General features: G+C 38.5%; 8 protein-coding genes and 2 pseudogenes. All 10 read right to left on the bottom strand.

All coding sequences use genetic code 11. The annotated features are described in order from the left end of the window. Positions 1-585: 585 nt before the first annotated feature. Positions 586-1,704 carry an IS110 family RNA-guided transposase gene (locus JR050_RS05960; protein ID WP_204201818.1) on the bottom strand — a complete coding sequence of 373 codons (1,119 nt, stop codon included), beginning with the start codon at positions 1,702-1,704 and terminating at the stop codon, positions 586-588. Positions 1,705-2,203: 499 nt separating this feature from the next. Beyond that, a complete protein-coding gene (gene uvrA / locus JR050_RS05965) occupies positions 2,204-5,083 on the bottom strand; it encodes an excinuclease ABC subunit UvrA (protein ID WP_204202603.1) in 2,880 nt (959 codons plus the stop codon). A 6-nt stretch (positions 5,084-5,089) separates the two neighbouring features. Continuing rightward, positions 5,090-7,069, bottom strand: a complete 1,980-nt coding sequence (uvrB, locus tag JR050_RS05970; protein WP_346726713.1) for an excinuclease ABC subunit UvrB — start codon at positions 7,067-7,069, stop codon at positions 5,090-5,092. Positions 7,070-7,223: 154 nt separating this feature from the next. Continuing rightward, positions 7,224-8,258: a D-alanyl-D-alanine carboxypeptidase family protein gene (locus JR050_RS05975; protein WP_204202605.1), complete on the bottom strand. Its 1,035-nt coding sequence runs from the start codon at positions 8,256-8,258 to the stop codon at positions 7,224-7,226. A gap of 228 nt (positions 8,259-8,486) precedes the next feature. Beyond that, positions 8,487-9,443 (bottom strand): DMT family transporter, encoded by a 957-nt coding sequence (locus tag JR050_RS05980; RefSeq protein ID WP_204202606.1) that lies wholly within the window; start codon positions 9,441-9,443, stop codon positions 8,487-8,489. Positions 9,444-9,453: 10 nt separating this feature from the next. After that, positions 9,454-10,644: pseudogene (locus tag JR050_RS05985) on the bottom strand (MFS transporter). Between the two features lie 683 nt (positions 10,645-11,327). Next, positions 11,328-11,678 carry an SMI1/KNR4 family protein gene (locus JR050_RS05995; RefSeq protein ID WP_204202609.1) on the bottom strand — a complete coding sequence of 117 codons (351 nt, stop codon included), beginning with the start codon at positions 11,676-11,678 and terminating at the stop codon, positions 11,328-11,330. Between the two features lie 236 nt (positions 11,679-11,914). Continuing rightward, a pseudogene (locus JR050_RS20265) lies at positions 11,915-12,057 on the bottom strand (recombinase family protein); the annotation flags it as partial. Between the two features lie 415 nt (positions 12,058-12,472). After that, complete coding sequence (locus JR050_RS06000) at positions 12,473-13,210, bottom strand: hypothetical protein (RefSeq protein ID WP_204202610.1); 738 nt, start codon at positions 13,208-13,210, stop codon at positions 12,473-12,475. A 12-nt stretch (positions 13,211-13,222) separates the two neighbouring features. Beyond that, positions 13,223-14,005 (bottom strand): pre-toxin TG domain-containing protein (locus tag JR050_RS06005; RefSeq protein ID WP_239454154.1); only part of this gene is annotated, 783 nt, incomplete at its 5' end.

A 14,005-nucleotide genomic window follows, 5' to 3' on the forward strand; every position in this document is an offset into this window, starting at 1 on the left:
AGCCTCCTGATATGAACGAAACTGTCAAGGCTCCCACTCTTCACCAGGTTTGGATTGTCTTTTGACCAACTCTAAGAAGAGAAGCTATTTACGGCTTCTTTTCTTGATTTTGTTAGTTAGCAAGCCATTCTGGCTAGAATAGCTCCTTCTTTAGCTTACTGACCACTTCTCACTTCTTTGTATGTCTGTCAAGTGGTCTCCTTGACTGTCATACAAAGAAGTGAGAGACTCCATTAAGCTATAGAAGGAATCTGTTCCTTTCTCCTTTTTTTGACTTGAATAGAAGTTAAGAACACGGCACGAAGGCAAAAATCTCTACTGCGGTTTACGCTCTGATATCCGTGGGTTTTCACATTTTATCTTTCCGTATAAAGGACTAATCCACTAACTCGGCACGTGCGTTAATCTATTTAGATATAGCACAGAGGAGGCCACGTGGGTTTTCCTTTCCGGTTTTTTTCTTTGCCTTCGAGCCCTGTTCTCAATCATCTATCTTTCTTCGTAAATTATTCGTGTGAAATTAAAGCCATACATAAAAAATGGATCAATAATACCTATATCACCGTAACATGACAACTTGTAAGATCAAAAACTAGCGTTTTTTACTTCTTCTACCTCTTGTGTAATAGCCCAAATAAAACCAGCTAATTCTCTGGCAACTGCAGTAATTGCTTTTCCACTTTCTTTTCCTCTTGATAATAATCGGTAATACTTTTTATGAAGTCGGTTTTGTGCTTTCCAGGATATCGCTTGAATAGTGGGGGACTGTCCATTTTGTCGTCTCATCAATTCTCCTTTAACTGACGGTTGATAACGATAACTCCATGCAGCTTCTACTAATAAGCGTCGTACATGACGATTCCCTGTTTTTGTGATGCTCCCTTGTATTCTTCTTTCACCACTTGAGTATTCACTTGGTATTAAACCAATATAGGCCATTAATTGTGTTGGTGATGAGAAACGTTTGAAAGAACCTATCTCCGCTACAAGACTAGTCGCAGTAATAAGAGCTACACCTCTTAGTGATTGTAAGGCTTGAATGGTTGGGGCGTGTACGCCCTCCGTTGCCTGAACTCTAATTTCTTCCTCTAGTCTTAAAATTCGTTGTTCTAGCTCTTTCAATTGATGATAATATTCTTGAAAGACCACACGTAGTTTGGAGCTTTCAAATTTTAATGCATCCAGCCATCTACGATATTTGACCGTCCATTTGTTCACACCTGACGGTGGCTTAATGTTATTACGAAGCAAAAATTTACTCAAACGGTGCCTTGCCCTAAGTTCATCTTCTTTTGCATCTTCACGACATCTTACAAGATCACGGAGAGCTTCATCCTCTTCGTTTGGAACATAGATGTTAGTTAATTCTCCTGCTCGATATAACTGAGCCAGTCGAATAGAGTCTCTACGATCTGTCTTAATACGTTCACCTGGTCTTTTAGGTATGAGAGATGGGGCTATCACATCACAATGAACACCTAGGGAAAGTAATAATCTATATAGTGGGTATCCAGTTGGACCGGCTTCATAACAGACTCGAAGAGTCTCGGTGTTTCCAAGTTTATTTATTAATTTCCTAACTGCTTCTGGTGTGTGAGGAATTACTCCCCAGTATCTCGGCTCTTCTCGCCCCTCATCCGCGATCGCAACTGCAATTTTTTCTTTTGATACGTCTAAACCTACATATTTTATGGTATCCTTCATAATAACTAGCTCCTTCCGTAATGTAGCTCTGATTTGGTTTGTTTTTACCAGTAAACATTCTAACCAAATTAACCTACGATGTTACGAGTAAGGAGCTAGTTTCGTTCATGATAACTCGCCGTTATCGCCTGCGGGGTCTCACCTGTCCCACTTGCTCCCGCAGGAGTCGAGTGCCATTCCGCTACAATCTGATTATAAAATAGGATCTGTTTTTAAACATGTTCTATTATAAGAAAAAAGGTGAAGAAATGCTTACAGAACATACCTTCTATATAAAGAGATTAAATGTCCAGGCAGGCGATGTTAACTTTTATCACCATGATTCTAAATATGATGGCAACTTAGACGTGGAAAAGCTCTAGAATATGTATAAGTACATGCCTCGCATAGGTCAAAAAGCCCTTTTATACCTGAAAATCTAAAAGGCAATTCAAATGATTCCCATTCGAATTGCCTTTTGTCGTCAGTCTGAAGAGACCCCATTAGGAGTCTCTACATATTATGCCTGACCAATTGATTCTAGTTCTTTTAATCTAGCTTCTGTTCTGGCACGGTCGCGTTCAAGTACTGGTTTTAAATAGTGTCCTGTATACGATTCTTCTACTTTTATAATATCTTCTGGCGTTCCTGTTGCGACAATGGTTCCACCTTTGTCTCCACCTTCAGGACCAATATCGACAATATAATCAGCGGCTTTAATAACATCTAAATTATGCTCAATGAGTAATACAGTATCTCCGTTTTCCACGAGACGCTGCAGAACCTCTAAGAGGCGTGCAATGTCATCCACGTGTAGACCCGTTGTCGGCTCATCAAGAATATAAATGGTTCGTCCTGTTGAGCGACGATGAAGTTCAGATGCAAGTTTGACACGCTGTGCTTCTCCACCAGAAAGCGTCGTCGCCGGTTGACCTAGCTTAATGTACCCTAGCCCTACATCCATAATCGTTTGCAACTTGCGGTGTATTTTAGGATGATTGGTGAAGAAATCCAAAGCATCTTCCACCGTCATATCTAGAATATCGGAAATATTTTTGTCTTTATATTTCACTTCCAGTGTTTCACGGTTATAGCGCTTTCCATGACATACTTCACAAGGAACATACACGTCTGGTAGGAAGTGCATTTCGATTTTAATAATGCCATCCCCACGGCATGCTTCACATCTACCGCCTTTAACGTTAAAGCTAAATCGACCTTTCTTATAACCTCTCACCTTCGCTTCGTTTGTTGAAGCGAACAGGTCACGTACATCATCAAATACACCTGTGTACGTGGCAGGATTCGATCTTGGTGTACGGCCAATTGGTGATTGATCGATCTCTATCACTTTATCTAATTGTTCAATTCCTTTTACTTCTTTATGAGCTCCAGGCTTCACCTTGGAACGGTTAATTTGTTGAGCAAGCGATTTATATAATATCTCGTTGACTAGCGTACTTTTCCCAGAACCCGACACACCAGTAACCGAAATAAACGTTCCTAACGGGAATTTCACTTTAACATTTTTTAAATTATTTTCCTTCGCCCCGATGATTTCGATATAACGACCATCAGGCTTTCTTCGCTCAAGTGGAAGTGGAATAAACTTCTTCCCTAATAAATATTGACCTGTTAGAGACTTTGGATCGTTCATCACTTCTTCAGGTGTACCAGCAGAAATGACTTCTCCACCGTGGACCCCAGCTCCAGGACCGATATCAATTAAGTAATCTGCAGCTATCATTGTGTCTTCATCATGTTCAACGACGATGAGTGTATTACCGATATCTCTCATGCTTTGCAGCGTATGAATTAGACGATCATTATCACGTTGATGTAGCCCGATAGACGGCTCGTCCAAAATATACAGAACACCTGTTAATCTTGAGCCAATTTGAGTGGCTAATCGGATACGTTGAGCTTCTCCTCCGGATAATGTTCCTGCAGAACGGCTCATCGTTAAATAATCCAAACCAACATTCACAAGGAAGCCAAGACGCTCTTGAATTTCACGAATGATCATATGAGCAATTGTCGCTTCCTTCTCTGTAAGTTCTAATCCCGCTACATAGTTATAGGCTTCTGTAATCGAAAGGTCTGTTAAATGTCCAATATGGTTACCGCCAACCTTAACGGCTAAACTTTCCTTCTTTAAACGAAAGCCTTTACATGTTGGACACGAATGCTGTCCCATGTACTTTTCCATCTGTTCACGGATATAGTCAGAACTCGTTTCACGATATCGGCGCTCAATATTTTTAATAACACCTTCAAATTCAATATAACCTTCACGAACTTGACCGAAATCATTTTCATAATGGAAGAAAATTTGATCACCTTGACTGCCATATAACACTCGATCCATTAAATGTTTCGGAATGTCTTTTACCGGCATATCCATATCAATTCCGTAATGGTTACATACAGCTTCTAATAATTGAGGATAGTATTGAGAGCTAGTTGGTTCCCATGGAGCAATAGCATGTTGCTTTAAGCTTAGCTCCCAATTGGGCACAACCAATTCTTCGTCTACTTCTAACTTTGATCCTAAACCATCACAGCTTGGACATGCACCGAATGGTGTATTGAAGGAAAACATTCTAGGCTCTAATTCCCCAATGGAGAACCCACACATCGGACAAGAGTGATGCTCACTAAAAAGAAGTTCCTCACCAAGGTCCATCACATCGACCATGACCTTCCCATCACCTAGTCGAAGTGCGGTTTCCAAGGAATCAGAAAGTCGAGCTGCAATTCCTTCCTTTACCACAATGCGGTCAACGACCACTTCAATGGAGTGCTTTTTATTTTTATCAAGTTCAATCTCCTCGGTAAGCTCCATCATCTCACCGTCGATTCGAATACGAACAAATCCTTGCTTCTTAATATCCTCGATTACTTTAACATGTGCACCTTTACGTCCACTAATAACTGGCGCTAGTATTTGAAGCTTTGTTCGTTCTGGATATTCAAGAATTCGATCTACCATTTGTTGTATTGTTTGAGATGAAATCTCGATTCCATGCTCTGGACAAATCGGCCTGCCTACACGTGCGAATAACAATCGTAGATAATCGTAAATTTCCGTAACCGTTCCAACTGTAGAACGGGGATTACGGCTTGTTGTTTTTTGGTCAATGGAGATTGCAGGAGATAACCCTTCAATTACATCTACATCTGGTTTGTCCATTTGACCTAAAAATTGACGTGCGTAGGCTGACAACGATTCTACATACCGTCTTTGACCTTCAGCATAAATCGTATCAAACGCTAATGACGATTTCCCCGAACCAGATAAACCTGTTATCACAACAAGCTTATCTCTCGGAATTGTTACATCGATATTTTTTAAATTGTGTGCTCTCGCACCTTTTACTACTATTTTATCCATGACCATTTTTCGTTATTTTCCTTCCGCTTTCAGTTCTAAAAGTAGATCTCGCAGTTCAGCCGCACGTTCGAAGTTCAGTGCCTTTGCTGCTTCCTTCATTTCTACTTCTAGACTTGCAATTAGTTTCTCCCGCTCCGGCTTCGATAGTTTTGACAGCTTCGGAGTTAATTCATATTGCTCCTCAGATTCTGCTGCTACAGTCGCACGGATCACATCACGAATATTTTTCTGAATCGTTTTCGGTGTAATTCCATGTTCCAGGTTATACGCTTCCTGTGTTTCACGACGGCGCTTCGTCTCATTTATGGCAATTTCCATTGAATTTGTAATGCGATCCGCGTACATGATAACATGACCATTTTCATTACGCGCTGCACGGCCAATAGTTTGAATTAAAGAACGCTCTGAACGTAAGAAACCTTCTTTATCTGCGTCAAGAATTGCAACTAGAGATACTTCGGGAATATCTAACCCTTCTCTTAATAAGTTAATTCCGACGAGCACATCAAATTTACCTAAACGTAAATCACGAATAATTTCAATCCGTTCTAACGTTTTGATTTCAGAGTGTAAGTAATTAATTTTAATACCTAGTTCCTTTAAATAATTCGTTAAGTCCTCTGACATTTTCTTCGTTAACGTTGTCACTAATACACGTTCGTTTCGTTCAATTCGCGCATGTATTTCACCAAGTAAATCATCAATTTGTCCTTTAATTGGGCGAATATCAATGGTTGGGTCAAGCAGCCCTGTTGGACGAATGATTTGTTGAATCATTTCCGGACTATGCTCTTGTTCATAAGGACCAGGCGTAGCTGATACATAAACAATTTGATTAACATGCTTCTCAAATTCATCAAACATTAACGGACGGTTGTCCATTGCTGATGGCAAGCGAAAACCATGATCGACAAGGACAGATTTACGAGCTCTGTCACCATTGTACATCGCCCGAATTTGAGGAACGGTAACGTGTGACTCATCGACGACAATTAAGAAATCTTTTGGAAAGAAGTCGATTAATGTGTAAGGTGTTGAGCCAGAAGGGCGTAATGTTAGATGTCTAGAGTAGTTCTCTATTCCAGAACAAAAGCCCATTTCTCTCATCATTTCCAAATCATATCGAGTACGTTGTTCAAGACGCTGTGCCTCGAGCAGCTTCCCGTTCTCGCGCATTTCTGCTAAACGTTCTTCCAGCTCTTTTTCGATATTTTCAATTGCCACTACCATCTTCTCTTCACGGGTAACGAAGTGGGATGCAGGGAAAATGGAAACATGTTCACGATCTGCAATAATTTCCCCTGTCAAGGCGTCTACTTCACGAATACGGTCAATTTCGTCTCCGAAAAATTCAACACGTATACAATGCTCGTCACGTGAAGCAGGGAAAATTTCCACAACATCTCCTCGTACTCGGAACGTACCACGTTGGAAGTCGATATCATTTCTTGCATATTGAATATCTACTAAGTCCCGTAAAAGTTGGTTGCGTTCTTTCTCCATACCCGTTCTAATCGGCACGACCATTTCTCGGTATTCTTCCGGTGAACCTAAACCGTAAATACACGACACACTGGCGATGATGATGACATCTTTTCGTTCGATTAATGCAGATGTTGCCGAGTGCCTAAGTTTATCTATTTCATCATTAATGGATGCATCCTTCTCAATAAATGTATCCGTTTGTGGGACGTAGGCTTCCGGCTGATAGTAATCATAGTAACTAACGAAATATTCAACTGCATTGTTCGGAAAGAATTCCTTGAACTCACTGTATAGCTGACCCGCTAACGTTTTGTTATGAGCAATGATAAGCGTTGGTTTGTTCACTTCTTTTATAAGATTGGAAATCGTAAACGTTTTCCCTGTTCCAGTCGCCCCAAGCAACGTCTGATGCTTTTTGTTGTTCTTGATGCCTTCCACTAGCTGTTTAATCGCTCTAGGCTGATCCCCCGAGGGAGAATAAGCTGAGACTAATTCGAACTGATCCACACGAAAGCCTCCTATCCTTTTCATCTATTTTCTATTGTATCAACTTCTATTTAAAAAACCAAGAAATATGAGAACAAATATTCGATTAAATTGGAAAAAGTTTCTTTTTATCACGTATAAAAAACGCCTATCCACAGGATAGACGTAAATGACGTTAATTATGATATCTCTGAAAAGTATTCTTCTTACGGATACGAAGAAACATGACTCCAACTGCAATAACAATAAGTATTACGGGAATGATCCAAAGCGGTGCCGCTTCCTTTGTCTCCACGTCCTCGGGTTCAACTTGTTTTTCCACTTTTTTCATTTCACTAGCTTGTTCTTCAGGATTCACTTCTATCGGAACAAGGGATGGATCGTAATGGTCAAACCCATAATCTAATAAAGCTATTGTATCTTTATATGATCTGTTTTTTCCACTCGCATTCAATGTAACTGCAATCAGCCTGACACCTTCACGCTCAGCGACTGTTACTAACGTTTGACCAGCTTTTTGTACATAGCCGTTCTTTCCACCAAGCATTCCTTCAAACGGCATAACACTAAACAACTTATGATGATTAATTAACGTAGTATCCCAGCTTTCGCCATCCCACTCTAGCGTTTCTATTCCGATCATTTCAAGAAACGTTTCATTTTTTAAAGCGTAACGAGTAATCTCGGCCATATCTGACGCCGTCGTATAATGATGTTCATCAAATAAACCATGTGGATTAGTAAAAATGGTATTCTCTATGCCAATTTGTTCTCGTACAAAAGTATTCATGCGGTGTGCAAATTGAGCCACACTGCCATCGATATGTTCCGCAATTGCTACTGACGCATCATTGCCAGAGTTAATCAACATTCCTAGTAATAATTTTTCTAGAGGTACATTTTCGCCTTCCTCAAGGTACACACGCGTTCCCTCAACATGACGAGCATTTTCACTCACCGTTGCTATTTCATTCATGTCTGCTGACTCTAGTGCAACAATGGCTGTCACAAGTTTTGTAATACTTGCTGGGTACATTTGTTTTTCACTTTGTTTTTCATATATGGTATAACCTGTATCTGCATCTATTAAAATTACGCTTTCGCTATTGATTACTGATTCTAGATCCACGTTGTCTTCAGCACTTGCTGAAAAAGGACTAACATAATGGAATAGTAAGGTGATTACTAATATTAACGTTGCTTTCTTCATGACTACCTCCATCATTTTGTATCATAACTACGATACCATAAATCTTGTTGGATGTAAGAGTAAGACATGAAATTTACACATTTGTAAATTTTGGTATTAAACAGGTTTGGTTTGAGGAATAGGAGGAAACTCCCCCAAATACATCATATAGATTTAGTATCCGAACATCTTCCCTAGTAAAATCTTAGACTTAATTTGCTAGACTCAAAAAAGATGACCCATAAAGAGTCACCTTTCACTAATACTAGGGCTTTGTACGATCTTTACTTTCTTTTTTCCTAGTAAACTATGAAGAATCATCCCAATTACGACGAGCACAATGCCAAACACGGAAATAACAGATGGCATTGGTATCGAAAGCACCACCATTTCTCCAATCATGACGAACACAACCTGTGCCGACTGAGTAGCCTCTACACCCGCTAGTTTTGTACTATCGTCCTTCACAAGATCTGTGGCGAAGAAGAATAATAGAGTCGCAATGACACCAGAAGATATCGCCACGATAAAGGATTGAACAACTTGATCGGCAGACGGCAGTCCTACTGTCACACCTCCGATTATAGAAAGAACGAGCCACAGCGGCATTGAAGCGAGTGTCATTCCAAGCACTCGTTGAAATGTATCAAGCTTCCCTGTGTACAACTCCATCATTTTTCGATTTCCTAACGGATAGGCAAAAGCTGCAATCATGACCGGTAGCATCCCAATTAAGAATAACTGAAGTGTAAGTCCACCCTTTGCATTTTCCCATTGTAAAATGATGATTCCCATTACAATTAAACTAGAAAATAGTAAACTATTTAACGGAATTTTTCTTCGAGTACCGTTTACTTCTAAAAATAGAGGGGTGAGTAATACCCCTGCTATAATGGTAAACTGCCAGGTGCTCGCAACAAGCCATCCTGGTCCAGAAGCTGCTGCAAATGTAATCGGTCCATAAAACAAGCCAAATCCAACGAAGCTCCAGACTAACCAAGGTAATGGTTTTCGGACAAGCTCGATTAATAACTGCTTTAGATTTCCTCTCCACCATACGATTAGAACGAGAAATGGAATCATAAAGAAATAGCGAAGTGACGCACTCCAAAGCCAGCTACCACCTGAAAGCTCCATCGATCGATTTAATATAAATGTCACCGCAAAAAAGACGGAAGATAACACGCCAATTAATATTTCCTTCATGATTCCCCTCCTACCTTAATCTTCTTAATGTCACTCCCAATATGACAGAAGCGAGCAACATACCTACACCTAACACCATAAATGTCGTATAAAGAGAAATGTCTGTTAAAAAACCAATGACCGGCTTCACAATCATCCCTACTATCCCACCGACAAAGCTAATAATAGATAACGTTGTCGCCCGGTTGGCATCTGAAATACGTTCATTCATGAGTGAACGGTATACAGGGTCTTTCATAGAGTGAATAACCTGAATGAATCCAAACAGCATAATGCCAATCGTTACAGGAGGAAACAAGGACAATAAGATTAGTAGAACTCCTGGCAATGCTGTTGCTACAATCATAACCATGTATTGGCCAAGTTTTTCACGTAATGCAGGAACGACGACTAACCCAACTGTCGTTAAAGCATTCACCACCAACATGATCCAACCAAAATACTTTAACTCTATTTCATAATCTAAAAATAACGGTTGATTTAAGTATACTAAACTAAACACCACTCCAAAGGAAAAAGATTGAATTCCTTGAAGGAGAAGTAACATTGGATATTGGCGGAAAACCGATAAAATGGTAGTCTTCGGTTTCGGCACATTTTTAGTCTCGTTTTCTACCTCTTTTAATAGAAAAGTTAAAGCTAAAGCAGTAACGAGCAAAAAACACGTTACATAAAGTGGCAGCTCAAGAGAATTTTCTGCCAGATAACCACCAATCGGAAGACTTACGACCATAGCTGCCGTAACAGCCGCTCCTGTTAACGAAAAAGCATAATCCGCCGAGTCCTCTTTTTTCGCCTTCTTCAAATCATCATATATAAGAGCGGAATCTGCCCCTTACATTGCCGCGATACCAATTCCATAACAAATAGCTTCAACGACAAACCAAAAATAATGATGACTGAACGCCAAAATAAACGAACTGACAGCATACAAAAATACCGAAAGAATGACTAGCTTTTTTCTCCCAAACTTGTCAGCTAGCTTACCGGATGGGATTTCAAAAATAAATATAGCAGCTGACAAAATACTTTCCAGTAGGAAAATCTCAAAATAACTGAGACCACGTTCCTTTAGAAAAATTGTGTAAATCGTTGTATAAAACGTTAGAGAATAAAAGAAGGTTACCAACGTTAAAATTCGAACATTTCGAACTCCGAACATCTCTTTATATTTATATAGTGTTTTCATCTTAAATATCATCCTTTGAAATGAAATAAAGCCATGGTGAAATCACCATGACTTATAAGACGCCATCACTAGGCGATCTCGTTATGGAAATTCCGAATGTGCAGAAGTAAGTTTTCGTGTGAAAAAGGGCAGACTTCACCCTTTATAGGCGCTACGCGTTTTATCGCGCCCCGAAAACTAGTTACTTCGAACACATTGGAACATCCATTTCACCTCATTTCAAATGATAGTTTTACTATAAAAGAGAATGGATTTTCTTTCAAGTTTTCATTATAGAGATTACATTGATCCAAGAGTCACTATGCATTTATTTACTGTATGAAGCCTTTTCAATGTCTTTATTCTACTAAATCATTTCATTTTTCTCGTTAATCAAGATGTAAGCAATGTACAGTTAAATAACTTTAGTTAAAAGATAATCTAAGGGGCTATCCGACAGTAAATATAGAAAAAACTATATATTACTCAATGCCATAAAGTTTTAAAATGATTTATTATGCACAACTTATATGATCCTAATTTACTTATTATTCTATGCAAAACTCCGAGTATGCCTCATTTTCCTCTATTCTATAAGGGATATGTTACAAAATTTAGTAGTTTTAGTTGGCACTTAAAGCTATATCGTGGATCATCATTATTTTGATTCATATACTATAAGATGTTAACTATGAGAATAAAAAAACCTTGAAAGCTTAAAAGCTAATCAAGGTAGTACATTCTGCAATTGGGATTAAATCTTCTGGAATCCTATCAGTGTAACTATTTATAATCATTTTTAAATCAAAATTATCTCCGTTAACGCCATAAAAATTAACTATCTTAAAGGGTTCTTTATCACTATTAGTTACTGAGTAGAAAGCAACTTCAATATCATTAAAATTTAGAGTACCAAATCTACTTAGAAACTCTTTATATTCATTTGGTAGATTTATACCCAATGTTACTTCAATTTCTTCTATTTCTCGTAAAGAAGTATTCCCATATTTGCTGGTGGTCCCTAACTGTTTTAACTTGTTTTCAATAAAAATTGATTCATTATTCACCTTTTAATATCCTCCCCCTCAAATCGGATGCCGATCCAATGTGTGGAATGTTTCGATCTAGTTTTGTTGGTATCAGTTGTATAGTTCTATCATCTGGCTGATGAGGAGTTAAGCCTTGCTCAGACAACCTGTTTTTCGCTTGTGTTTTATTTTTCAATCCACTCATATTATATTTTGTTGGTTTCGGAATAATCCAGGACCTTCCTTGTAATTCAATTTTCCATCTGGATTATCCTGATCTTTGTATCTCTACAAATATGGATCAAGTTCATGCCTTGTTCCTTACAGTACGTTTTAAATTCATCTTCTTGATATTTCAAGCTGTATCCATCTCTTGCTTGCCCTTGTGTTGACACTCGAATTACCCAACAACGTTCAAATTTTCACCCTCCCGTTACGATAATTAAAATTTATGTAACGCTTTTTATACGAATAGCAAGTATTATACGATCGTCTCTTGTAAAAATACAACACAAAAATCATTTGCCCTTTGCAATAAAACAACACTCTCTCACTTTGCCCATTGTTTATCGCCACGAGCTTTGTCATTCTCCTTAGTTTGTTAGCTATGCCATGTCATACTACCCCTGTCATGTAAAATGTCATCTCGCCTAATTCTCGTTCCTGTCCGCCAATCCAAATATTAAAACGATACTCCATGATGGTATAACCATCATGAGCTCTCGATTCTCAAACAAATCATTTTCTTATTGTCCCACTCAAATATCAGCTGATTTAGTATAAATTAAAGTAAAAAACCTTGAATGGCATTTAGCCAATCAAGGTTTAAGAAATTACCTATAACTATCCAAACTTACTGTAACCATTTCATTGCCTTTTTTATTTATTAAGGCAATCTCAAAATCAGCTAACCATTTTAATTCTCCCAAATGTCTAGCATATGCGAACTCATCAGGAAGTTCTGATATAACTTTTTCCCTTTGTATTTCTACTCCATTTTTTTGCTTAATCACTATTGAAATATCCATACTGGTTACATTATGTTGACACAATACTTCAGCATAATAATTTTTATTAGGATTCTTTACAGCTTTCTTCCAAGCCCATTCATTTAAATACTTAGTTTGCTCTATCTGTAAAGAAACATCTTTGAATTGTTCAAATGCCCAACTTTTGTTGTTAGCTACTTTCTCTATTCCTTCCATAAGAAGATTAAGTGTAGCTATTTTTTTCTCTAACTCATTTTTATAGCGAAATTCATCATAATTGAACTTCACTTGTACCGTAACAACACCAGAAAGATTTAAAATACCTGCCTCAGTAATATTTTCAACACACTCTACGAGGATTTTCCAACAGTCTTCATTTTTCATTTTTCCAAATAATCGTTCGTACATAGCAGTAACACAACGAGTCTCTAGTCTAAATGAACGACGTTTTTCTTTCCAATTCAATTCATAATCCATTTTTGTTGCATCATGATATTGACAACTTTCTTTTTCCATTATCCCTTTGATTCTTTCTTCATCCGCAATATACGGTAAATCTAAATCAAATTCTTTTAAGATCAAGTAATTACCTCCTTATTCTTCCCAAGGTTTTGGTCTCTGATGTTTGTTCATGGAATTACCTTCTTCCCAAAGGCGTTGAGCATTCTCTCTTTCCCAGTCAAGAGCTTCCTGTCTATTAGGTATATTAGGTTTTACAACATCTGCTTCGTACTTCTCATACCCTACTTCTTTATTCCATTTATTTACTTGGGAATTTGCTCTAGGAGATGTGCCATTTTTATTCAGTGGTTGTCCACTTATACCAGTCTTAGCAACGTCTCCAGTTTCCTTTTCGGATATTTTATATCCATGTTGTGGCTTTGTACTGTTTTTACTATTTCCGTGAGGAACATTATCCGTACCCTTAGTAAGTTTCGCCCCTTGCGCAAAACCTAACCCAGCCTTAGCCCCTTTTAGCGCAGCTTTTCCTGCTCCACCTGTAAAGATACCTGCTGCTGCAATTATTCGGTCGGCTGTAGATAGTTTTTGACCTGTGACAAGGTCTCTACCCATGATTGCTTCAAGTCCACTCTTGATGTTTCCAACTACAGGAATCATATCTAAGCCCATTGATCCTGCTTGTTTCATGAAGTTCGTGGATGGCATCTTTGCCTTCTTAAACTTGAATTTACCGAATCCAAAGCTAGATTTTACATCAAATCCATAAGAGGATCCACTACTACCAAAGATATAGTTCTTATTTAGCGATTTACTAGAATAACCACCAAAATGGTTGGACATATAACCAGCCAGTTTATTGTAATTGCCGGTACGCATAGCTAAAATTTCTTCAAATGTCGGTGGTGGTGGCGGCGG

The sequence above is a fragment of the Bacillus suaedaesalsae genome (assembly GCF_016890225.1).
Taxonomy (GTDB): domain Bacteria; phylum Bacillota; class Bacilli; order Bacillales; family SA4; genus Bacillus_BS; species Bacillus_BS suaedaesalsae.

What these genes read in the sequence shown, in the direction of transcription:
- JR050_RS05960 (WP_204201818.1), bottom strand. Translation starts at nt 1,704, where the DNA reads ATGAAGGATACCATAAAATATGTAGGTTTAGACGTATCAAAAGAAAAA.
- uvrA (WP_204202603.1), bottom strand. Translation starts at nt 5,083, where the DNA reads ATGGTCATGGATAAAATAGTAGTAAAAGGTGCGAGAGCACACAATTTA.
- JR050_RS05975 (WP_204202605.1), bottom strand. Translation starts at nt 8,258, where the DNA reads ATGAAGAAAGCAACGTTAATATTAGTAATCACCTTACTATTCCATTAT.
- JR050_RS05980 (WP_204202606.1), bottom strand. Translation starts at nt 9,443, where the DNA reads ATGAAGGAAATATTAATTGGCGTGTTATCTTCCGTCTTTTTTGCGGTG.